Raw genomic sequence first — 21387 nt, forward strand, 5'->3', positions numbered from 1 at the left:
CGCACCGGCATCAATTACACCGCGCGACCCGGGAAATGATCAAAAAAACAGGGCCTGAATCGGCCACGAATATACTTTAATTAACTCTGTCCAGCCGCTCCGCCTCGCCGGCTTGCTTCATCAACTCCGCAAATTCATCAGCTTCAACAGTCTCTTTGGCAAAAAGCGTTTTCGCCACCAGATGCAGGGTTTCCAGGTGTTCCTCCAGGACTTGCTTCGCTTTGTTGTATGAACTGTCAATCATTTCCCGCACCTGCACGTCAATGGCGTTTGCCACCTCTTCACTGTAGTTGCGGTCCCTGGACAAATCCCGCCCAAGGAACGGGGTATCCTGTTTATGCCCGAAAGTCATCGATCCCAGGTCGCTCATCCCGTATTCCATGACCATTTTCCGAACTATAGCGGTGGAGCGCTCCAGGTCGTTTTGCGCGCCGGTGCTGATTTCTTTCAGCACCACGGCCTCGGCCACACGCCCGCCCAGCAGCATGGTTACCTGATCGATGAGCTGTGATTTGGTGGCGTAATAGCGGTCCTCTTTGGGCAGGAGCAGAGTGTAACCGCCGGCGCGGCCCCTCGGTATTATTGAAACCTTGTGCACCGGATCGGTATTAGGCAGCAGGTAGCCCATCACGGCATGGCCGGCCTCGTGGTAGCAAACCAGCCACTTTTCTTTTTCGCTGATTACCTTGGATTTCTTTTCAGGTCCCGCGATCACTCTCTCAATGGAATTCTCCAGGTCGGCCATCGTCACCTTTTTGCGGTTTTGCCGCGCCGCCAGAAGCGCCGCCTCGTTGGTCAGGTTGGCCAGGTCGGCGCCGGTGAACCCCGGGGTCCGGCGCGCGATAATCTCCAAATTTACCGCTGTATCCAGAGGTTTGCCGCGCACATGCACTTTGAGAATTTCTTTACGCCCGTTGACATCCGGCGCGTCTACCACTACCTGACGGTCGAATCGCCCCGGCCTTAAGAGCGCCGGGTCAAGAATATCCGGACGGTTGGTGGCCGCCAAAATAATTATGCCCTCGTTCGGCGAAAATCCGTCCATTTCCACCAGAAGCTGGTTCAAGGTCTGCTCGCGCTCGTCGTGGCCGCCGCCGAGGCCCGCGCCCCGCTGCCGCCCCACAGCGTCTATTTCATCCACAAAAACGATGCAGGGAGCGTTTTTCTTTGCTTGCTCAAAGAGATCCCGCACCCGCGAAGCGCCTACGCCCACGAACATTTCCACAAAGTCCGAACCGCTGATGCTGAAAAAGGGAACACCCGCCTCGCCTGCCACCGCCCGGGCCAGAAGAGTCTTGCCGGTGCCGGGCGGCCCAAAGAGAAGCACCCCTTTAGGTATCTTGGCGCCAAGCTCGTGAAACTTCCGCGGACTTTTCAAAAATTCGACTATTTCCTCCAGTTCTTCCTTTACTTCATCCGCCCCGGCCACATCAGTGAAGGTGACTTTCTTCTTTTCGTCATTCTGCAGCCTGGCGCGGCTCTTGCCGAAAGACATAACCCGGTTGCCGCCCCCCTGGGTCTGCTGCATCAGGAAAAAGAACAGCACCACAAACAAGAGAATCGGCAGCAGCGTTGTCAGCAGCCCGGTCCACCAGCCGGGTTGGGCCGGCTCTTCTGTTCTCCAGTCAACCTTTTTTTCTTTGAGGGACTCGTACAGGACAGTATCCATGGCGGGCCCTATGGTCTCAAACTTGCTCCCGTCTATTCTCTCCCCGGTGATTATATTAGTATAATTCTCCGGCTGGATTACAACAATTTTAATCTGGCCGTTGGCCAATTCATCTAAAAATTTGCTATAACCCTCCACCTCGGCGGGATTCTTGGGTGGCACCGCATATTTAAGCAAAAAGATAATAACGACTACGATCAACAAATATATGCTAAGGTTTTTTACAACCTTATTCAAATATGCCACTTCCTCTCCAAAAGTCGGGACAGAAAAACCCACAATTATAATTATACCATGATGCGCAAAATATTAAAGGTTATTTTTGTTACTCTCTCAGAAGCCGGAAGTCAGGAGTCAGCATTCAAAATAATTCAAAGAAGAATAAACTGTTTCTCTCATTCTGCCCCGAAAATAAATCTTTACCATTTTCTATTTTTCAGATGGTGAAGTGAAGCTTCACGTACGTTTGGCTCCTATTCCCAACTCTTCACTCCTGTCTCCTGATTCCTATCTACTGACTACTAACTTCTGTCTCCTGACTCCTGAGAGTCAGGCGCGCCCCGCACCAGTTCCAAATGCAGTATTTTCGCAGTGTCATTATCAATTTTCCACTTTTCCCCCACCCGTATACCCCCAATCCAGATTATTTCTTCCGGCGTGCAAACCAGTGGCAGGCAGTCTCTTTGCGCCTGGGGAACCTTCTGTTTGATTAAAAAATCTTTTAATTTTACCGCGGACCTGTGCCCGTAGGGACAAAAAACATCCCCTTTCAAACGCCGCCGCACGAATATTTGCGGCGGCAGCTTGGCAAAATCCAACAATGCTTCCGTAGCCGGCAAAAAACGCGGCTCCGGGGCGTCCTCAACAGCTGTCAAGGAAGCGCGCACAGTGCGGTCCAACTCAGGTATGTAGGTTGAACCAGGCACTTTCAGCGGGTAAAGGTAATGGCCGGGCTCCGGGTTTTTCCGCTCCGCGCGCAGCTCGAGAGCCGCATAAGACCGGATTGCCGCAATACCCGCCGGCAGGGACGCGCTCAAGCCGGTTGCTTCACTGTCCAGCAAATCCAGCACGGCTTTTGTGTGCGTAAAAGACAGATCACGCCCTGAACCGGTCAAATCGCGCCAGGCCAGCCTGACCACCCTGCGCACGACGGCCTTGGGCATCTCCCGCAAGCGGGCTAGAGACAATCTGATTACCCCGTCGCCGTCATTTAGCCCGGCTTGCCGGTACGCTTTCAGCGCCTGTTCCTCCAGGTAGCCGTCCTCCTCCCGGCAAATCTCGCCCAGCCTGAGCAAAGAGGCAGTCAGACCCGGGTTATACGCGTTTTTCAGCAGAGGAATCAGTTCCCTTCTGACCCTGTTCCGCAAGTATACAGGCTTCAAATTTGAGGAATCATTGCGAAAGGGCAGGTTCATTTCCGCGCAGTAGCGTTCGATTTGAGACCGCCGTATCGCCAACAGCGGCCTGATAATATAATTATCCCGCACCGGCATGATGCCCTTTAGCCCCGTTGTGCCCGCGCCCCGCAGAAAATTGATTAAAATAGTCTCGGCCTGGTCATCGGCCTGGTGGGCCAGCGCTATTTTACCCGCCCCGTTTTTTTTCGCCACCTCTTCAAGAAAGCGATAACGCACCTCCCGCGCGGCTACCTGGGCGGGAAGTCCTCTTGCGCTCCGGTACGCCGGTACGTCAACAGCTTCAACTGTGGCGGGCAACTGGTAGCGCCCGGCCACCCCGGCCACAAACAAAGCGTCGGCCTCTGATTCAGCCCCGCGGAACATGTGGTTAAGATGAGCCACGTGCAGGGAAATCTCCAGATCGCGCGTTAAACAGTGCAGCAAATGCAGCAGCGCGACTGAGTCGGGGCCGCCGGAAACCGCCACCACCACCCGGTCACCCCGCTCCACCATCCGGCAGCGTTCAATATATGCGCGAACCTCGCGGAGCAGATCCATCAGGCTCCAACCTCTCCACAAAATACTTCACACGATAGTTCATTGATATTCAACAATGATGAAAGTTTTTCCTGCAAATAACGGAAAATAAGACCTTTGGGCTGTCATGCGCGGCTCATGTTCGGGGATCCATAATTGTTCGGGCTCTTTCGCCTCTAAGAGACAATTGGGAATACAGGCTATTAAACGTGCCGTTGGCCTCGGTCTGCAGCTTTCTTTACGTGACGGTTTAGCTGCGGAAGCAGAATTATTAGGACAATTGTGTAAAGGTGAAGATATCAGTGAAGGTGTTAAAGCTTTTTTTGAAAAACGATCACCTGCATTTTGAAGCTAATCTTCTTCATATAAAGAGGACTGTAATTCGATCAAGGTTTTTTGGCATTAGCTCTCTGAACTATTGTGCCGGGCTAATTAGGCCCGGCTTGTCGCTTTACAGTCTCTTTTTGTTTCTCCAGCCTTGCCACCACTACGGTCATATCGTCCGGCACCCTGGCGGCGCCGCCCGAGCCTGTTTGGGCCAGCTTCAACAGCAACTCGGCCATCTCCTGGGGCGGCAGGCCGGCCGCATCCTCCAGCACACCGGTAATCCATTCCCCGTGCTCGCCCCCGCTTTTGCAGGCTTCGAGCATGCCGTCCGTGAGCATCACCAGCATGTCCCCTGGTTCCAGCAATCTGGCCTGGGATACTATTTCAAACTCCTCAATAATCCCCACCGGCAGGGAACTGGCCTTGATTTGGCTTACCTGCCCGTCACGCAGCAGATACGTCGGCACAGCGCCAATTTTTAAAAAATCCGCCTGGCCGTTGTACAGGTCAATCATGGCCAGATCCACCGTGGCGAAGCTTTCTCCGGGTGAGCGCAGCACCAGGATGGAGTTAACCGTCTTGATCGCCAACTCCTGGCCAAATCCCAATTCCAGCAAGTGCCGCAGGAGAGAGAGCGTGGTGCCGCTTTCCAGGGCCGCTCTTGGCCCAACCCCCATGCCGTCACTCAGAGCCAGGCCAAATCTCCCTCCCTTCAGATAAAAGAAGGCATAGTTGTCTCCCGAAACCAAACTCCCGCCCTTGCCCATGCCGGAAACGCCCAAAACAAGACGGTAATTCAAGTCACTATAGAACCTCAGCCGGCAAACCGAACCGTCCTCATTAACGGCGCATCCGGCTGCTGCGGGGAAAAAAGCACGCTCCAGCGCCGCGGACAAGAGCGGGGCGATTGTGCTGCGGCACCGCATCTTGCCGCCGCAGGCGGGATGGGTCAGCGAAACTTCAATCCTGTCTTGACCCTGGCCGCTGATCGATAAACTCTCCACCCTCACACCGGCATTCTTTAACTTCTTGCGCAGGTAGAACCCCAAGTCTCCCGCTTCCACATTGAATTCCAACTCGCCGGGCAGTCCGGCGACCACTTCCCCTATTCCTCTAAGCTGCTCCGATACTATTTCCCTGCTTTCCAGCAGCCGTCCGGACCAGTAGCGGTTAATCTGATAAGTTTCATAGAGGCAGTTGACAGCGACGGCAAGCTCCTTTGTTCTTGCGCACCGCTTCTTGATCTCCTCCGGGAGGTCGTCCCGGGTGATGCTGCCGTACACCTCCACCTGAGCAAGAAGATCTATCAGAGACTGGTAAGTCCTGTAAAACTCCCTCTCCCAGCAAGTACGGCAGAAAGAACAGCCGTCACAAACTTTTTGCCCAATCTGATTGATCAATCCTTGTATTTTCTGTTCCTCGCGTGATCCGGCGGTAGATGAAAGCTGTTCAAAAGTTTGAGACAATTCCTGAAAAACCAGGGTCCAATTCCTTATCTTTTCTTTAAAAGCCTCTTTCAATAATAACTTCCCCGACGGATTTTCCTTATCGTCAGCCACCTCCAGACCCACGGACGAAATTGCTTCTTTAATGATAAAAGGCGGGACCAGCAGGAAAAGCATTGTGGAAAGGCCGCTCTCGACCAGGGTTGAAACGATATTTCCGTAACCGGTTACGTAAACCGTTAAGATGATATTAGCCAGCAGAAACCCGGTGGCGACTCCGGCCTTGCCGAAGCTCCTGCAAAAGCCGGCTAAAAACCCGGCGAAGGAGTAAGCGGGCGCCAGCGTTGGGATCGCAGTATAAGCGAGCCCCGGGATCACTCCCAGCACCGCGCCGGCCGCGGCGCCGGCCCCGGCGCCTCCCACCAGGGACGCCAATAAAATAGCCAACCGGCTCAGCGTGCCTTTCACACTGGCCAGTTCATTCCCCAGGTCGCCGGTTCCCGCGATCAATCCCCCAAACACAAGCAACACGCAAAACACATCTTCACTGTTCAAGATGTGTCCGCTCCTGGCCCTTTTCTTCAACGCCGCGAGACCCTTCATCGTTACAAGGGTGAGCAGCGCCGCGAATATCGCTTCGAACAACACACAAAAATAACTGTAAGAAGCCGCTAACGGGTTGGCAATAACCAGCAGCGAGGTTTTAATAATTATCGTCACAGCCAGGACGAGGCAGGGCAGGATTAACCACCGCCTTCCCGGCTCAAAAGGGATCACCCTCATTAACAGCAACGCGCAAACCACTGCCAGCACAGAACCGGCCAGGGGCATGCCCCTGCTGATTGTCATCAAACCGGCGATTACAGCCGGCGCCGATACCAGCCCGGACCGCCCGAAAACTTGAACGGCGGCGACGGCAAAGGCGATTCCGAAGGGCACCAGATCACCCAGCAAAACCGCCCGCCCCAGAAAAAAACCTGCGCAACAAAAACAAAGCCCGCCGGCTAACGTTAGCTTCCCAAGTTTAACGCGGGGGAAATGGTGACGTTTTTCCGCATTTTTTGAGCGGAAAAACGTCCGCCGTTTATACCCGTCTTCTCCGGTCCTCCGGTATGGATAGATTTTGAAATTTTCGAGCACCAAGTCCACCCCTTGTACTTTTCACCAATAGGGTTATTATAGTACAACAGGCAGGAAATATTTGTCATTTAGAGTAGATGCAAAATAACTTTATATCGACTTTTCCAGGACCAATCCGTGAAGAATGTCACACTCGCTGACAAGCAAGCTATCCAGCCCGATCCCATCCAGCACCGCTTTAACAATGGCAACACCGGCGGCAATGATATCCGCCCTTTCCGGCTGGAGGCCGGGCAGCCGCTTGCGTTCATTAATATTCATAGATTTCAGCATGTCGTAAATACGTTGAACAGATTCCGCGGTTAAGCGATACCCGTGGATAAGCAGCGGGTCATAGACCGCTAATTCCAGATCCACCGCCGCCAGAGTGGTAACGGTTCCCCCAACTCCCGCCAGACAACTTGCCCGGCACCCCTGCAGCATATCCAAAGCCGGCTTTAAAACTTCTGCTATAAGCTGTTCGCTCCACCCGGAACCGCTCATCCGCACCGCCCCGGCCTTCACGCTGACACATTCCGGCCGGCCGTTTCCGTTCCAAATCAGTTCGGTACTGCCGCCTCCCACATCCACAACTACGGTAGAGCGCGGGTCGACAGGCAGCCCGGAAAGAACTCCCCGGTAGCTCAAAGCAGCCTCCTCCGGCCCGCTGAGCACCCGCACCGGAAGGTCAAAACGCTGTTTAACCAATTCCAAAAACGCCGACTGGTTGGCCGCGTCACGCACCGCGCTGGTGGCGGCTGCAACCACTCGCTCCGCCCCTAATTGCAAAGATGCTTCATAGCATGCGCCAATCGCCTCAAGCGTTCTCTCCATAGCCGCGGGCAACAGCGCGCCTGCGTTAATACCTTCCCCCAGCCGTGTTGTCATGAGTTTTTTCTCTACTGCCCGCGCGCTCCCGCCGGATACGTCCGCGACCAGCAGTCTGGTCGAGTTGGTACCTATATCAATAGCCGCGACCCGGACCATTTAATTTACCCCCCTTAACAATAAAAAAAGCCGCTTTACGGCAAGTAATGTCAATAACTCAATTTGTTGTCAATAATCCCCTAATACTTACCGGCAAGAGCCGCGCCCTCCTCTTTTGGACTCGTTGCCCCGTTTCAAAACCTGCTGACGCTCTTCGCTTTCTTTCAGAAATTTCGCTAATTTATCTTCAAAAGAAGCCTGTATCTTCTTCTTTGGCACACGGTTCGGCGCCGGATTTGCTTTTTTTATTGAAAGACCTACTTTTCCTTTTGGATCTACTGAAATTACCTTTACTTTTACTTTATCGCTTGTTTTTAAAAAATCATTTACATCCTTCACATAAACCTCGGCAATTTCCGAGATATGAACCAGTCCTGTTTCACCCCCGGGCAATTCGATGAACGCGCCGAAATTGGTTATTCCGGTAACAGTGCCTTCCACGACGCTCCCCAGTTCGATCGGCATAATGAACCAAATTCCTCCCCTTAATCACAGCAAGAAACAATCAAAATAACCTAGAGCAATTATATGCGAACTAAACAGAAAGTGTCAAGAAGCACCTGCGTTTTTCAAAATCTTATACTACTAAAAAAACTTAACAAATAAACATAAACAAGTTAGTATTTATGGAAATAGCAGATAATAGCAATAAACATTTTAATACCTGCCGTCCCTAATGAGCCGGGCCGCTATCATCGGCGGGAGGCTCTATCTTTTTGATCTCGGTTCCCTCAGGCACGGGAATCACCCTGGTCTCACCGGCCTTAACCAGCCCGAGTTTCTCACGGGCCGCTTTTTCGATAAAAGAATCGCTTTGCACCTGCTGCAACTCGTTGCGCAAATCTTCATTTCTTTGTTTCAAATCCTGCACTTGCTGTTCAATACTGCTCACATCTCTCCGCATGGACGCGAGTGAGCTAAACTGGCTGCCGAAGGTAAATGCCAAATAAGTCATCAGCAGCACAATTACCAGAGCCGGGAGCCTGCTCCTGGATAAATTGAAAGTTACCTGTTTTTTAGGGCGTTCAGCCTGCCTTGCAGGAACGGAAACATACATTTCCTGTTCTTTTCTCGCTGATTGATTCAATCCTCATTCTCCCCTTTGGCTTCGTTTTCATCATCAACTCCGAATAAACCCAGGTTGTTGCCGGGAATTACTATTACCACCTCGTAGCCCTTGGTTCTGGCACGACTAAACAGAGTGTTCACTGTACTGGCGCTTAAGCCCAGCTGCTTGGCAATCCGGTTGGAGGAGTAACCCATTTCCTTTAGCGTTACTACCTGCCGCTCCCGAAAGCTTAATCTCTCCACTCCTCTTATTTCGATCTTCATACTACACGCCCCAGCACCTTTTCAACCTGGTTGTCCACAAAATAAGTACAAATAAATTACATATTTTCTACATTGGTTATGATATTCCTGCTTGCAAATGAAAATTTTTTACAGTAAGTATAATTTTATTAACCAACAATATGGTTAAATATCAATAAATTGGCAATGATATTATTAACAATAAACCCGGGCATGGAATGGGGTGGATTACTTTGAATTTGAGCAGGAAGCAAAAACTCATACCGTTGGGCCTGATCATTCTAACAGCAACTCTCTCTGTAGCTGCCTGGCATAATAAAACTTCGGATACGACATATCCGCCCGATCGTTTAATCCGCCTGCATGTTGTGGCTAACAGCGACTGCGCGGCCGACCAGGAACTAAAAAGAAAAGTGCGCGACGAAATAATCCGGAGTGTTTCACCGGAATTTCTTAAAGCGCAAAATATTCTCGCGGCCAGGGAAATCGCCGCGGCCAACCTGGGCAACATCAAAGAAATCGCTTCCAGGGAAATCAACGCTGCAGGAAAAGATTATTCAGTGGAGGTCAGGCTTGAGAATTTCACTTTCCCAACCAAGCACTACGGTCCTTTTGTGCTCCCGGCGGGTGATTACGAGTCGGTGCGGGTAGTCATCGGTTCGGGCGGCGGGGCTAATTGGTGGTGCGTTCTCTTTCCACCCCTTTGTTTTGTGGATATGCCAAGAGAAACGGCGGTGGATTTACCGGAAAACTTCAATTCAGCCTCATCTATACCCGCGCCCGCCGGAAACGCCGCGGCAGAACGAACACCGGCCGGCACGGCAGTGGAAAAAATCGCCACGGCCGAAGAAAACGTTAATGACGCGGCATCCATCGATAATCATGTTCAGGTGGAATTTCGATTCAGGATATTGGATTTACTAAATAAATTTTTCACCTCCTAGTCGTCTGATCCTGTTTTCTTAGGAGAACAGGATCAGTTTTTCCTAAAGCTTAGCTAATCTTTTTTTCTTTTCCAAAAAACCATGGCGGACAATCTCGGCTTCAGTTTAATAATTATTATATTCAATCGTTTCCCCACAAGGTTGGAGAATATCCTTTTGAGCCCGCGTCCGGGTTTTTTTAAAAGGAACCACATAAAATTCAACGGGTAAGATAAAACAAGAATTACCAGCCGGACAGGCAATAGGATGATTTTCCATAAGAACAGCGTTATTCTTACTACCGACTTCCAGGCTTCGTGAAACACGTAAAATTTAAACCTGAGCAACCGCCTGATCACACCGCTGAGAAACTGGAAATAAAAGAAAGCGCCCAGACCGAGACCGATAAAAACATACAAACGGACAACTCCCCAGTTTCCCAAAACGAGCAGAAAAAACACCAAGGCGGTGGTAACCAGCCAGAAAACCATATCTCCCAGGCAGGTACCCACTTTTTTCAGCTTGAATACTCCTCTGACCACCCGGTAATAATCGTAGCAAAAGCCGGCCACCATCCCGATCACCAAGGTAGCCGCGAAAGCGCATACCTGATTTGCAAGCGGTTCCATGGCAATACTCCTTTAGACAAACCAGCAGATATACAACACCAGCTTATGCAATGAAGTGAAGAAAAAGCGCCTCAGCGCTTTATTTTAATATTCTGCCCAGCAATCTTTTCCCTTTGCCTTTGCCTTTTCCCTTACCTTCCACATACTGAAGAGAAGCAAAAAACCCTTCCGCTTCAATGGAGCCGGTTTCCAGGTTGAGTTGGGTAATATGCAGCCCTTCACCTTTTAGAATCACCATACCCATGTTGGTTTCCAGGGTTATCTCCGACTCGTTGAAGCTGTCAACGTGCTGGACGCCTTCCATGATCAACTGTTTGCGCCCGTAAATGGCCGCGCTGTGACCAACCTGTTCATTCATTTTCCATCACTCCTTATTAATCATTGAGCTGGCAAGGTCTCATTTCCTTCAAGCCGCCCGCTTTCGCGCGGGTGGCTTGCAAAGTGATGGAGAAACCTACTTCAATCATATGCCGGGTCAACTCATTTATGCCAAAAAAAAGAAGGCGTTTCGCCTTCTTTACTTCCCTTTTTTATTTCCACTGTTTTTGAATTTCAATGTCTTTAAAATAAGTTTTTATTATATCTTCCGGGGATTTGCCCTGCTCCGCCAGCAGCCTGGCCCCCCACTGGCACATGCCGACTCCGTGTCCGAAGCCCTTCCCCGTCAGAACCAGCTCGCCGCCTTCCACCCGGATGTCCGAGAGAAGCATGGACCGTACCTTTTCACTGCCCAGGGCCAGTCTCAAAGCAGGACCGCCTACGGTTTCACTGCCTATTTTGAGCCGCTCCGCCCGTCCGGAAGGCCCCTTTTGCGCTATGGAAGCCGAGGTGACCGGGCCGGGGTCCTTGCCGGTTGTTTTCTGCACCGCCGTCCTGACCTGGCTGACGGGGATTCTCACTTCCCAGGACTTGTTTTTCGGGTCGGTGATAGCCAGGCAGCCGTCCTGGACGCCCTCCTTCACGTAAGGGGTGGGTTCTTTTGTATAGGCCAGTCCTTCTTCCGCGGTGGCTGAAATCCCGCCGTCACATGCCGAAAACCAGGCATGAATAAAGCTGCCGCCGTAAGTAACCACCTTGCCCCGCGTCCGCTCTACCGCCTGGCGGACATTATCGTTGATTTTGGACGGATCATAAGCCTGAAACTCTTCCACACTGGTGGAGGCATCTGTGCCATGCAGCTGTTTAACCCGGCCGGCCTTAATATTTTCCATGGTAAAAGTACGGGCCAGAATCGCCTGGGCGGCAAGGGCGTTAACCGGCCACTTGGTGTCCATTTCCGCCGCAACCACTCCCTGGACGTATTCCTCCAGCTTAATGTTTTTTCGCTCGCCAGTCTTGTTGTCGAAAAGGGAAATCGTCGGCTCGTCACCTTGCGGTACCTGGTCGGGCGCCGGTTTGGGCGCCGGCCCGGCGGCGCAACCCGCGGCGAGTATCATGGTGACAAGCAGGAGCAAGAGCATTCTGGTTAAAGGGTGCCGGAACATATGAACCCCTCCGCTTTTTTATTTTATTTTAAGCCAAGGGGCAGCAATTTATGTACCTATACTCATTTACCTTCAGCCCTCATAATGGCCAAGATTTTCTCGTATATCTGAATAAGCCTTTCAAGATCTTCTTCCGGCAACTGGCCCACGTATTTTTCAACCACCTTCGCGCGGGATTTCCGGCAGTTCGCAACAGTATTTTCCCCTTCTTCGGTTAACGTAAGCCATACCAGGCGCCGGTCCTGTTCATCGCGGCTCCTGTCCACCAGACCCGCTTTATGCAGCCGGTCGGCCAGAGCGGTAATGGCGCTCAAAGAAACGTTCAAATCTTCGGCAACTTCAGAAACGGTGACTCTTCCCTTGTCTCTGAGCTTTTTCAACACAACAAACTGACTCATAGTTATGCCGCTAATCATATTTTGAGCCAGTTCGGCATGCAACCGCCGGGCTATGTGTTGAAAAACTTCATCCAGTCGCTCCAAATAAAGGATTAGTTTTTCTGAATTCATATCTGTCCCTCATTTAAAAAATAGTTAATATTTTGAATGTTTCATGAGTTAAAGTATATCTCTCATTTTTTACCGTTGTCAAGGATTAACTTTAAATATATTAACGAATCTAACAATTATATTAACAAGACAAACAATTACCGCTCATATTCAATAACATGAATTAACCTTCCGGCACTTTCGGGCATATAACGCGGCTAAACAATAAAAAAGCCGACTTTTACAGATCGGCTTTTCCCGGGCATATTATATATATCTACAAATAAACTTAGTAATCCCACTCAAATTGCTCAACCTGCGGAAACTTCTCCAGCGCTTCCCGCATAACCGAGCAGATCCGCTGCAGGCCTTCCGGTGATTTCGCCTCACAGCGGGCTACTAAAACCGGCTGGGTGTTAGACGCGCGCACCAGTCCCCACCCGTCGCCGAACAGTACCCGCACCCCGTCGACGTCAATTACCTCATATTCTTTTCTGAACTGCTCCACCAGCCCCTGCACCACCGTAAATTTATCTTGATCGGCACAGGGAACCCTGGTTTCCGCCGTGGAATAATATTTAGGCAGGCCCGCCAGCATTTGCGAGAGCCTTTCATCAGCACGTGACAAAATTCTCAGCAGACGCCCGGCGGCATAAAAAGCGTCGTCGAAACCATAATACTCGTCGGCAAAGAACATGTGCCCGGACATTTCACCGGTAAAAACAGACCCGACTTCTTTCATTTTCGCCTTGATCAAAGAGTGTCCCGTTTTATAAAAGAAAGGTTTTCCGCCCAACCGGACAACCTCGTCCACCAGGGCCTGGGAGCATTTTACCTCGATAATCGCCTGCGCCCCGGGATGCTTAGCCATAATCTCCCGCCAGTAAAGACACATCAGCAGATCGCCCCAGATAATCCCCCCGGACTCGTCCACCACCCCGATCCGGTCCGCGTCACCGTCAAAGGCCACTCCCAGGTCCGCCCCCTGCTCCGCCACAACCTTCCTGAGTTCAACCAGATTCGCGGTCTTGACCGGGTCAGGCTGATGGTTCGGGAAGGCTCCGTCTGATGTACAATACAATGGGACAACCTCACAGCCCCAATCGTGTAAAACCTGTTCGGCAAACAAAGCGGCCGTCCCGTTGCCGCAATCCACCGCTACTTTTAACCGGCGCGGTCCAAGATGGATTTTTTCCTTCATTATGGCCTGGTAAGGCAGTACCCCATCACGCCGCTCCAGTCCGCCTGAACCCGAAATAAAGTCTTTTTCGTCCATTAGAGATTTCAGCTTTTGAATATCCGCGCCATATATGGTACCGCTGCCGAGAGCAAGCTTGAACCCGTTTTCATCGGGCGGATTGTGGCTTCCGGTAATCATTACCGCGCCGTCAATCCCGTAATGAACCCTGGCGTAGTATAGCATCGGCGTTACTACCAGGCCGATGTCGATTACGTCACACCCGGTAGAGCGCAGGCCGTTGATAATGGCGCTGCGCAACCGTTCAGAGCTGAGGCGGTTATCCCTGCCGACCAAAACCTTGCCGGTGCCGGATGCCCTGACATATGTGCCGAAGGCTTTTCCCAGCAGCTCAACAGTGTCGTCCGTCAGATCACGCCCTGCCACTCCCCGGACATCATATTGGCGAAATATTTGCGGGTTGACCATAGCCGCCACCCAACCTCCTCTAAATAGTTTGAACTAATTATAACATAGTTGCTCCTCTTTATCCATTTTTTAACTCTATGCTTACACGTCTCAAATCAGGATTCAGGAATCGCATATCCCCCGGGATGACTGCCGTGCCACCGCCAGGCTGTCGCAATAATATCCTGCAGGCCGGGAAAAGATGGCCGCCATCCCAATTCATTCTTGATTTTTTCCGCTCCCGCCACCAGCACGGCCGGATCACCCGCCCGCCGCGCCGCGTATTTTACCGGAATGGGTTTGCCGGCCACTGCCTCGGCCGTCTTGATTACCTCCAGGACAGAGTAGCCGTTGCCATTGCCCAGATTGTAGATCTGCGAAGCGGCGCCGCCCGCCATTGCCTCCAGGGCCAGAACATGAGCATCCGCCAGATCGTTGACGTGAATATAGTCCCTGACACAAGTGCCGTCAGGAGTGGGATAATCCGTGCCAAACACATCCAACCGCGGGATCAGCCCGAGGGCCGCTTTCAGCACCAGGGGAATCAAATGGGTTTCGGGTTCGTGGTCCTCACCGATATCCCCGGCGGGGTCGGCTCCCGCGGCGTTAAAATAGCGCAGGGAAGCGTAGCGCAGGCCGTAGGCCTCCCCGTACCAGCGCATGGCTCCCTCCAGAGCCAGCTTGGTCGCCCCGTAAGGATTTAACGGAGCGGCCGGGTGGTTTTCCGTTATCGGCACTTCCATCGGCTCGCCATACACCGCCGCGGTTGAAGAAAACACAAAATAAGGTACTCCGGCCTCAACAACGGCGTCCAGAAGCGTCAGCCCGTTTACCACATTGTTCCGGTAGTAATCAGACGGCAGGCGAACCGATTCGCCCACCAGGCTGCTGGCGGCAAAGTGCATTACCGCTCCAATATCATACCCGGCGAGAAGACGCTTCAGCAATTGCTTGTCGGATGTATCCCCCCGCACAAATTCCAAGTCCTTGACAGCCGCCTGGTGCCCTTTGGTGAGGTTATCCAGCACCACCACCCGGTGTTTTTTATTTACCAGCACACGGGCGGTGTGGCTGCCGATATAGCCTGCGCCGCCTGTTACCAGAATATTCATTGCTCCACCCTCTTTTTCAATTATCCCGATCAATTGACCAGGCGATCGGGTTCTTCAAACAGATTATAGCTTATGTTTTTTTCCGGAATATGTCGGGCAGGGAGCAATCAATAATCGGCTTCCTGGTTATATAATGGTAAACCGGTCAAATTTGACAAATCCTTTGCTTGTTCAACCGCTTCCTCCTTCGTAGCGGCGGTCCCCATCACCGGACCGTCCTGCTCCGTGGAAATGGCGATACGCTGGCCTGCGGAAGTTATGACGAGAATAATAAACCATTCAGGCATTTGTCTTACCACCTTTCTTGTCCACCAATAGTTGTAAGCAACTGGTATAGTTCGGCACAGCTGAAACAATTTCCTTTTCACATGGGGCAACTTTTTTTGCTCACTATTATTGTCAACAACTTGTGTTTTTTTGTTTTATAGATTAAGATCCCTTAAAAGAAAGCGCCTTTTTGCCCTGATAATTTCCGGCCTTACTTATAAATGCAATTTCTGCGCCAACTTTATTCACGAATCTATAAATGATGAGGATCAATTAATGGGCGGACCAAAAAACAACCCGGCCCAGGCGGACGTCCTGGTGATCGGCGGCGGCCCGGCAGGCATGTTCGCGGCGGCGGCCGCCGTGATGTCGGGGGCAAAAGTGACTTTACTGGAGAAGAATGATCGCTTGGGACGCAAAATGAGCATCACCGGAGGCGGCCGGGGCAATTTGACCAATACCGCGTCGCTGCATGATTTTATTAACAACGTTCCGGGAAACGGAAGTTTCCTGTTCAGTGCTTTAACCCGCTTTTCCAGCGCGGACTGCAGAAAATTTTTCAAAAACCTGGGGGTGCCCACAAAAGAAGAGGAATGCGGACGGGTTTTCCCGGTTCGTGAACGAGCCGGCGAGGTCGTGGACACGCTGGCGGAATATCTGGCGGCCTCGGGCGTGCAGGTAATTTATCAAGTCAGGGCGGCTGGCTTGTTGCTGGCGAATCGCCGCTGTCAGGGAATAATTACCGGCGGGCGGCGCGTATTTTCCGGCAAAACAGTGGTTATCGCCACCGGCGGGGCTTCCTATCCGCAAACCGGCTCAACGGGAGACGGTTATTTGCTGGCGAGCCAGGCCGGCCACCAGGTTGCCCCGCGGCATCCCGGCCTGGTACCGCTATGCCTCGCCGAACAGCATTTATGCAGACATTTGCAAGGGCTGTCCATTACAGATGCCTCTCTCACATTAGCTACCGCCGCGGGGAAAACAATCGCCGCCGAACGGGGAGATGTTCTTTTCACCCATTTCGGCATTTCCGGGCCGGCCGCGCTCAGGTTAAGCCGGGCGGTTGCCCCAAAAACCGCTGCCGCCGGCGCTGGCGGTCTGCGCCTGCTAATGGACGTTTTACCCGATATAAGCGAGGAAAACCTGGCCGCGTCGCTGCTTTCCATGGCTGCGGAACAGCCGCGAAAAGCGGTCATCAATATTATCAAACAAATACTGCCCGGCCGTCTCGCAGCCGCGTGCGCCAAAATGCTCCAGGGAAGCGAACATCAAAAATCCGGTGAAACAAGCAAAGGAGCCTGGCGTGAAGCCGCCCGGCTGTTCAAAAACCTGCCTTTCACCGTAACGGGAACACGGCCGCTTGCCGAGGCGATGATCACCATCGGCGGGGTAAGCGTGCGGGAGATTGACCCCCGCACCATGGCTTCACACCTGGTCGACGGCCTTTATTTCGCCGGCGAGGTGATCGACGTGGACGCGCACACCGGCGGTTATAACATGCAAGTCGCTTTTTCCACCGGCTGGTCGGCCGGACTGGCGGCGGCGGAAGAAGCAGGCTTTCCGGCAGCAGCAATACCCAGGTAATTACCGCATCATTTTAGAAATTTAATGACTGAAGCAGGTGATCATCAATGGCTGAAATTGAATTAATCGCCACCGCCGCTTTCGGCCTGGAAGCGGTAGCGGCACGGGAAATCCGTGCGTTGGGCTATGAGCGGACCGTTGTGGAAAACGGCCGGGTGACCTTCCAGGCCGACGAACGCGCCATCTGCCGGGCCAACCTGTGGCTGCGCAGCGCGGACCGGGTGCTCGTCAAAATGGGCGAGTTCCAGGCCCTTTCGTTTGAAGAACTTTTTGAAAAAACCAAGGCCCTGCCCTGGCCGGACTGGATTCCGGAAAACGCCGCCTTCCCCGTGCAGGGCAAGTCGATAAATTCCAAGCTGTTCAGCGTTCCCGACTGTCAGGCCATCGTCAAAAAAGCGGTAGTTGAGAAAATGAAACAGCGGTACCGCAGGCAGTGGTTTGAAGAAACCGGCTCCCGGTATACGATTGAAGTCGCTCTGTTGAAAGACATGGCCACCCTGACCATCGACACCAGCGGCGCGGGCCTGCACAAGCGCGGCTACCGCAAACTGACGGGCGCCGCCCCGCTCAAGGAAACCCTGGCCGCCGCCATGCTCAGCTTAAGCCGCTGGAAACCTGAGCGCGTACTGATTGACCCCATGTGCGGCTCGGGCACGATCCCCATAGAGGCGGCGCTAATCGGCCTGAACCGGGCGCCCGGCTTGAGGCGGGAATTTGACGCCGAAAAGTGGCCGGCCGTGCCCGCCCGGCTATGGCGCGAAGCGCGCCAGGAGGCGGAAGACGCGATCCGCCGCGAGCGGCAGTTAACTATCCGGGGAACGGACATGGACAAAGATGTCTTAAGTCTGGCCCGTTACCACGCCCGCCTTGCGGGAGTGGAAGACCGGATCCACTGGCAGCAGTCGCCGGTGGCCGGGTTGCGGGCGCGGCAGAAATACGGGTACATTATCTGCAACCCTCCTTACGGGCAGCGCCTGGAAGACCTGCCGACCGTCAGCCGTCTCTACCGGGAAATGGGGCAGGTTTTCCAAACCCTGGACACCTGGTCATTCTATATATTGACCGCTCACCGCGACTTCGAGAAGCTGTTCGGCAGGCGGGCCGATAAAAAGCGCAAGCTGTACAACGGCCGGATTCAGTGCAACTATTACCAGTTTTTCGGGCCCCGGCCGCCGCGCCGGGATTCCGCGGCTGCCCGGGAACCAGGCGCGGAACCGGATTATATGGAAAGGAGGACCATAAAAGATGGTTGACCAGGCAATGGCGGCCTTACGCCGCTGCAGCCTTTGCCCGCGCCGGTGCATGGCGGACCGGCTGCGCGGCGAAACCGGCTTTTGCGGCGCGGGAGCCGCCGCCACAGTCGCCCTCGCCGCGCAGCACCACGGGGAAGAACCGTGCCTCAGCGGCAGCCGCGGCTCAGGCACAGTCTTTTTCTCCCGCTGCAACCTGCGCTGCGTATACTGCCAGAACCACGAGATCAGCTGGGGAAGCGCCGGAAAAGACCTGTCAGCAACTGAGCTGGCGGATGTATTCATGCGGCGGCAAACCGCCGGGGCGCACAATTTGAACCTGGTCTCCCCCACCCCATACATACCCGTCATTGCCGCCGCCCTGCGCCGGGCGAAAAACCGGGGGCTGAAAATACCTGTCGTATACAACTCCAACGCCTACGAAAACGTGGCAGCCCTGCGGCTGCTGGAAGGATTGGTGGACATCTACCTGCCCGATCTGAAATATTTCACGGAAGAAGCGGCCTTCCGCTACAGCGGGGTAAAAGACTACTTCGCAGTCGCCGCAGCCGCTGTTTTAGAAATGCACCGCCAGGCGGGAAACCTGACCTTCAATAAAGAAGGTCTGGCCCGGCGAGGCCTGCTGATCCGCCACCTCGTCCTGCCCGGCCAACACGACGCCGCCTGCCGCGTTCTGGATTGGATACACTTCAACCTGCCTGCCGCCACCCACGTCAGCATCATGAGCCAGTACGTGCCGCTCTGGCGGGCCCGCCGGTATCCGGAAATCAACCGCCGCCTCTCCCCCCGGGAGTACCGGGCCGTACTCGAGCACTTTGCTCAAACCGGCCTGCAAAACGGTTACATGCAAGATTTAGCGGCGGCAACGGAGGAATACGTGCCCCGGTTCGACCTCAGCGGTCTCAGCGGGCATTGAATATACTGAAAGCGGGACGTTCTCATTTTTATTGTTGGATTTTCCAAGAAAAAATTAGTCATCCGGAAGGATGGCTTTTAGCTTTGCCCAAAAGCATTATTCGGATATAAATTGCTGCATTGCATTTAACGTGGCCGATTGGAAAAAGTGGAGGTATAAAACAAAAAAACGCAAAATAACGCCATAAAACAGGTTAAATAATTATATACAGAGATTTTTGAGCTTGACAACGAAAAATCAGAAATTTTAAATTATAATTGATTTTACACCCTCCCCTTGGAAGGGCGCTATTGATAAGCCAAAAAGCAGGTGGCGTGTATTTATGTCTGAATGTTTGTTCACCTGTTTTTTGCCAAGACTTGATGGTGGAAAGGGGGTGAGCAATTGGATAAGTGGGAAGATAAGTGGGAGTTTTATAAAGATAAAAGGGGATTTTGGCAATGGATGCGCAAAATATCAGATGGAACAACTATTGCTTCATCTACTCGAGGATATGAAAACAAGGATGACTGTATTGAAAATGCCAGATCGCGCGGGTATACTGATAATGATTAAAAATTAGAGCCTCCGGGCTCTTTTTTTTTTGTAAAAAATACGCTCACCATCCGCATTCCTGGCCAGAGCCAAGGTGTTAAATCCCAGGGAGTTGCGACAAGGGCACGGTGAAAAGACTTAGGTATACGAATATTAAACTTGCCGGAGCAGCAAAACTGTCACCGGTTATATACCTAGTTGAAGACCGGCGAAGTCAGTCGTTAATCTGGCAGTCTGATTTTCCCGCATTTAGATAATTACATATTTTTGTCCAAACACGTTGCGTCTCAAGGAATTCTTCGTAATGCTTTTTTACATCATTATGATAACGTTCTAATTCGGTTACTATATTCATAAATTCCTTTCTTTTAAAGTAATTACAAAGCTTAGGCAGTGTTTCGGCCAATTGCTGCCTCATCTGTTTGATTCTCTCATCGTAAATATTTCGTTGCGCTATATATAAAAGAAGTGGTTTATATCGAATCCAGCCAATACAAGCGTTATAGAAGCGGGTGATAATTTGCTCAGAGTCAATCTTAACATATTTGAGATTAATAGGAAGTACCCCGTCAAGCAAATGATTATAGGTAGAAAAACCATCATGGAATGTATAACATGGTATGCGCATCACCCGGTGTTCGCCAAGACAGGTGCTTAAAAAAGTGTCTTCACCACGCGCATCCGGTGGATTGTAAAACGGTCTGACCCGTCTGGGATTGGTTAGATTAATACAAAGGTTCCCGCCCGAGATGAATTTGCAATGATTAATTTCCTTTACTTCCTCCACCGTGTCGCTGGTGAGTACGTTTGTATCGGCATAAGTAACTCCGCCGTTGTCCATAACCGCTCGTATCGAATCCCAGTTAATGATATCATTGCTTATAGCTTCTATGAATAAGCGAAAATCCCTTTCGGTCAGGATATCGTTGAACTCGATATACGGAATAGGTGAAACATACCCGCAATGGTATCCGTGAGTGATATCAGCTTGATCAATATAACGCAAATGAGTACCCAAAACATGCTGACCACCCCATATAACGTTGGAGCGTGTCTTGGTTACTGCCATGGGATATTCGTCATCGTCCAAGAAAATAAGATAGTCAAGGTTGTTTTTAATAGCAATGTATAGAATGGCATTACGCTGAGATGCATATCCGGTACCAAAGAAACGAGCTTCTTTTTCATTAATAACATTGTCGCGAATAAGCTGTTTAATTTCTGCTCTCATCTCTTTTTTACCAATAAAATAGGCATTATCAATCAAATCAAGCACTTCTTGTCTTATTTCAGTATAATCACTTGGTTTGGTATTTGAATATTTCAGATCATACGCAATTAAAAGGTTTAGACTGATTCCTTCTCTTTCAGTCAAGCCATTTTCTCTCCAGTTGTATACATAGGTTTTTAAAACCTTTCGAAAACTCTTACGCCCTGTTGCGAAACCTATTCCCACCTGAATATTTCTGTATTTCCCCATTATGAAACCTCCTTTACCATTCTTACAACAGCGTAATAGTAACAAAGGCTCATTTCACCTAGTATGAACCAGTTGGAAAAACTGCCAGCAATCTTTAACGTTCCCACCCCCCGTAAAGGTGATATTAAATTCAGAATATATTCCGCATTCTATTACCTGGTATAATTTATCAAAAAATATTTAATTTAGGATACCAAAATCAATAGATATTAGTCAATTCCAGGGATAGAAGCCTAAAGATAAATAAGCGCGATTATTTGTGCTTTTTAAGGTATTTTTCAAC

The 21387-nt window shown here is 51.6% G+C and carries 21 protein-coding genes and 1 pseudogene; 6 read left to right on the forward strand and 16 right to left on the reverse strand.

Annotated elements, in window-relative coordinates; translation table 11 throughout:
* Positions 1-76 precede the first annotated feature (76 nt).
* Positions 77-1906 (reverse strand): ATP-dependent zinc metalloprotease FtsH, encoded by a 1830-nt coding sequence (gene ftsH / locus L9W92_RS09560; RefSeq protein WP_240083532.1) that lies wholly within the window; start codon positions 1904-1906, stop codon positions 77-79.
* A gap of 284 nt (positions 1907-2190) precedes the next feature.
* The gene (tilS, locus tag L9W92_RS09565) at positions 2191-3624 is read right to left on the reverse strand and encodes a tRNA lysidine(34) synthetase TilS (RefSeq protein WP_240083533.1); all 1434 of its coding nucleotides are present in this window, start codon (positions 3622-3624) and stop codon (positions 2191-2193) included.
* 166 nt (positions 3625-3790) lie between these two features.
* Here tilS and L9W92_RS09570 point away from each other — a divergent pair, with 166 nt between their 5' ends.
* Complete coding sequence (locus L9W92_RS09570) at positions 3791-3952, forward strand: hypothetical protein (protein ID WP_240083534.1); 162 nt, start codon at positions 3791-3793, stop codon at positions 3950-3952.
* Between the two features lie 79 nt (positions 3953-4031).
* Here L9W92_RS09570 and spoIIE read toward each other — a convergent pair whose 3' ends face one another.
* From spoIIE to L9W92_RS09595, 5 genes are all read right to left on the reverse strand, one after another.
* Positions 4032-6515, reverse strand: coding sequence for a stage II sporulation protein E (gene spoIIE / locus L9W92_RS09575; RefSeq protein ID WP_240083535.1), 2484 nt, complete (start codon positions 6513-6515; stop codon positions 4032-4034).
* 90 nt (positions 6516-6605) lie between these two features.
* A complete protein-coding gene (locus tag L9W92_RS09580) occupies positions 6606-7481 on the reverse strand; it encodes a Ppx/GppA phosphatase family protein (RefSeq protein WP_240083536.1) in 876 nt (291 codons plus the stop codon).
* Between the two features lie 87 nt (positions 7482-7568).
* Positions 7569-7946 carry a S1 RNA-binding domain-containing protein gene (locus tag L9W92_RS09585; protein ID WP_240083537.1) on the reverse strand — a complete coding sequence of 126 codons (378 nt, stop codon included), beginning with the start codon at positions 7944-7946 and terminating at the stop codon, positions 7569-7571.
* Between the two features lie 208 nt (positions 7947-8154).
* Complete coding sequence (locus L9W92_RS09590; RefSeq protein ID WP_240083538.1) at positions 8155-8568, reverse strand: FtsB family cell division protein; 414 nt, start codon at positions 8566-8568, stop codon at positions 8155-8157.
* Complete coding sequence (locus L9W92_RS09595; protein ID WP_240083539.1) at positions 8565-8813, reverse strand: helix-turn-helix transcriptional regulator; 249 nt, start codon at positions 8811-8813, stop codon at positions 8565-8567. The genes L9W92_RS09590 and L9W92_RS09595 overlap by 4 nt, the downstream gene beginning before the upstream one ends.
* A 212-nt stretch (positions 8814-9025) precedes the next feature.
* Here L9W92_RS09595 and spoIIR point away from each other — a divergent pair, with 212 nt between their 5' ends.
* The gene (gene spoIIR, locus L9W92_RS09600) at positions 9026-9736 is read left to right on the forward strand and encodes a stage II sporulation protein R (RefSeq protein ID WP_240083540.1); all 711 of its coding nucleotides are present in this window, start codon (positions 9026-9028) and stop codon (positions 9734-9736) included.
* Between the two features lie 53 nt (positions 9737-9789).
* Here spoIIR and yabQ read toward each other — a convergent pair whose 3' ends face one another.
* From yabQ to L9W92_RS09635, 7 genes are all read right to left on the reverse strand, one after another.
* Positions 9790-10344, reverse strand: coding sequence for a spore cortex biosynthesis protein YabQ (yabQ, locus tag L9W92_RS09605; RefSeq protein ID WP_240083541.1), 555 nt, complete (start codon positions 10342-10344; stop codon positions 9790-9792).
* Positions 10345-10423: 79 nt separating this feature from the next.
* Entirely contained in the window at positions 10424-10702 is a 279-nt protein-coding gene (gene yabP / locus L9W92_RS09610) for a sporulation protein YabP (protein ID WP_240083542.1), read from the reverse strand.
* Between the two features lie 172 nt (positions 10703-10874).
* Positions 10875-11828: a SpoIID/LytB domain-containing protein gene (locus L9W92_RS09615; protein ID WP_240083543.1), complete on the reverse strand. Its 954-nt coding sequence runs from the start codon at positions 11826-11828 to the stop codon at positions 10875-10877.
* A 62-nt stretch (positions 11829-11890) separates the two neighbouring features.
* A complete protein-coding gene (locus L9W92_RS09620; RefSeq protein WP_240083544.1) occupies positions 11891-12337 on the reverse strand; it encodes a MarR family winged helix-turn-helix transcriptional regulator in 447 nt (148 codons plus the stop codon).
* Between the two features lie 268 nt (positions 12338-12605).
* On the reverse strand, positions 12606-13982 hold the full coding sequence (locus L9W92_RS09625) for a phosphomannomutase/phosphoglucomutase (RefSeq protein WP_240083592.1): 1377 nt from the start codon (positions 13980-13982) through the stop codon (positions 12606-12608).
* Positions 13983-14077: 95 nt separating this feature from the next.
* Positions 14078-15073 carry a UDP-glucose 4-epimerase GalE gene (gene galE, locus L9W92_RS09630; RefSeq protein ID WP_240083545.1) on the reverse strand — a complete coding sequence of 332 codons (996 nt, stop codon included), beginning with the start codon at positions 15071-15073 and terminating at the stop codon, positions 14078-14080.
* A gap of 107 nt (positions 15074-15180) precedes the next feature.
* Positions 15181-15360 carry a hypothetical protein gene (locus tag L9W92_RS09635; protein ID WP_240083546.1) on the reverse strand — a complete coding sequence of 60 codons (180 nt, stop codon included), beginning with the start codon at positions 15358-15360 and terminating at the stop codon, positions 15181-15183.
* A gap of 256 nt (positions 15361-15616) precedes the next feature.
* On the opposite strand from L9W92_RS09635, the gene L9W92_RS09640 reads away from it, so the two are divergent.
* The 4 genes from L9W92_RS09640 to L9W92_RS09655 all read left to right on the forward strand — a co-directional run bounded on the left by L9W92_RS09640 (position 15617) and on the right by L9W92_RS09655 (position 19645).
* A complete protein-coding gene (locus L9W92_RS09640) occupies positions 15617-16924 on the forward strand; it encodes a BaiN/RdsA family NAD(P)/FAD-dependent oxidoreductase (RefSeq protein ID WP_240083547.1) in 1308 nt (435 codons plus the stop codon).
* A 47-nt stretch (positions 16925-16971) separates the two neighbouring features.
* Positions 16972-18177 carry a THUMP domain-containing class I SAM-dependent RNA methyltransferase gene (locus L9W92_RS09645; protein WP_240083548.1) on the forward strand — a complete coding sequence of 402 codons (1206 nt, stop codon included), beginning with the start codon at positions 16972-16974 and terminating at the stop codon, positions 18175-18177.
* Positions 18170-19090, forward strand: coding sequence for a radical SAM protein (locus tag L9W92_RS09650; RefSeq protein ID WP_240083549.1), 921 nt, complete (start codon positions 18170-18172; stop codon positions 19088-19090). The genes L9W92_RS09645 and L9W92_RS09650 overlap by 8 nt, the downstream gene beginning before the upstream one ends.
* 384 nt (positions 19091-19474) lie before the next feature.
* Positions 19475-19645: a YegP family protein gene (locus tag L9W92_RS09655; RefSeq protein WP_240083550.1), complete on the forward strand. Its 171-nt coding sequence runs from the start codon at positions 19475-19477 to the stop codon at positions 19643-19645.
* Here L9W92_RS09655 and L9W92_RS19320 read toward each other — a convergent pair.
* Together L9W92_RS19320 and L9W92_RS09660 are read right to left on the reverse strand one after the other, a co-directional pair.
* A pseudogene (locus L9W92_RS19320) lies at positions 19642-19794 on the reverse strand (toxin-antitoxin system HicB family antitoxin); the annotation flags it as partial. The gene L9W92_RS09655 and the pseudogene L9W92_RS19320 sit on opposite strands and share 4 nt — an antisense overlap.
* A 44-nt stretch (positions 19795-19838) precedes the next feature.
* Complete coding sequence (locus L9W92_RS09660) at positions 19839-21104, reverse strand: hypothetical protein (RefSeq protein ID WP_240083551.1); 1266 nt, start codon at positions 21102-21104, stop codon at positions 19839-19841.
* Positions 21105-21387 lie beyond the last annotated feature (283 nt).

The organism is Pelotomaculum terephthalicicum JT (genome assembly GCF_022410535.1).
GTDB classification, from domain to species: Bacteria; Bacillota; Desulfotomaculia; order Desulfotomaculales; family Pelotomaculaceae; genus Pelotomaculum_D; species Pelotomaculum_D terephthalicicum.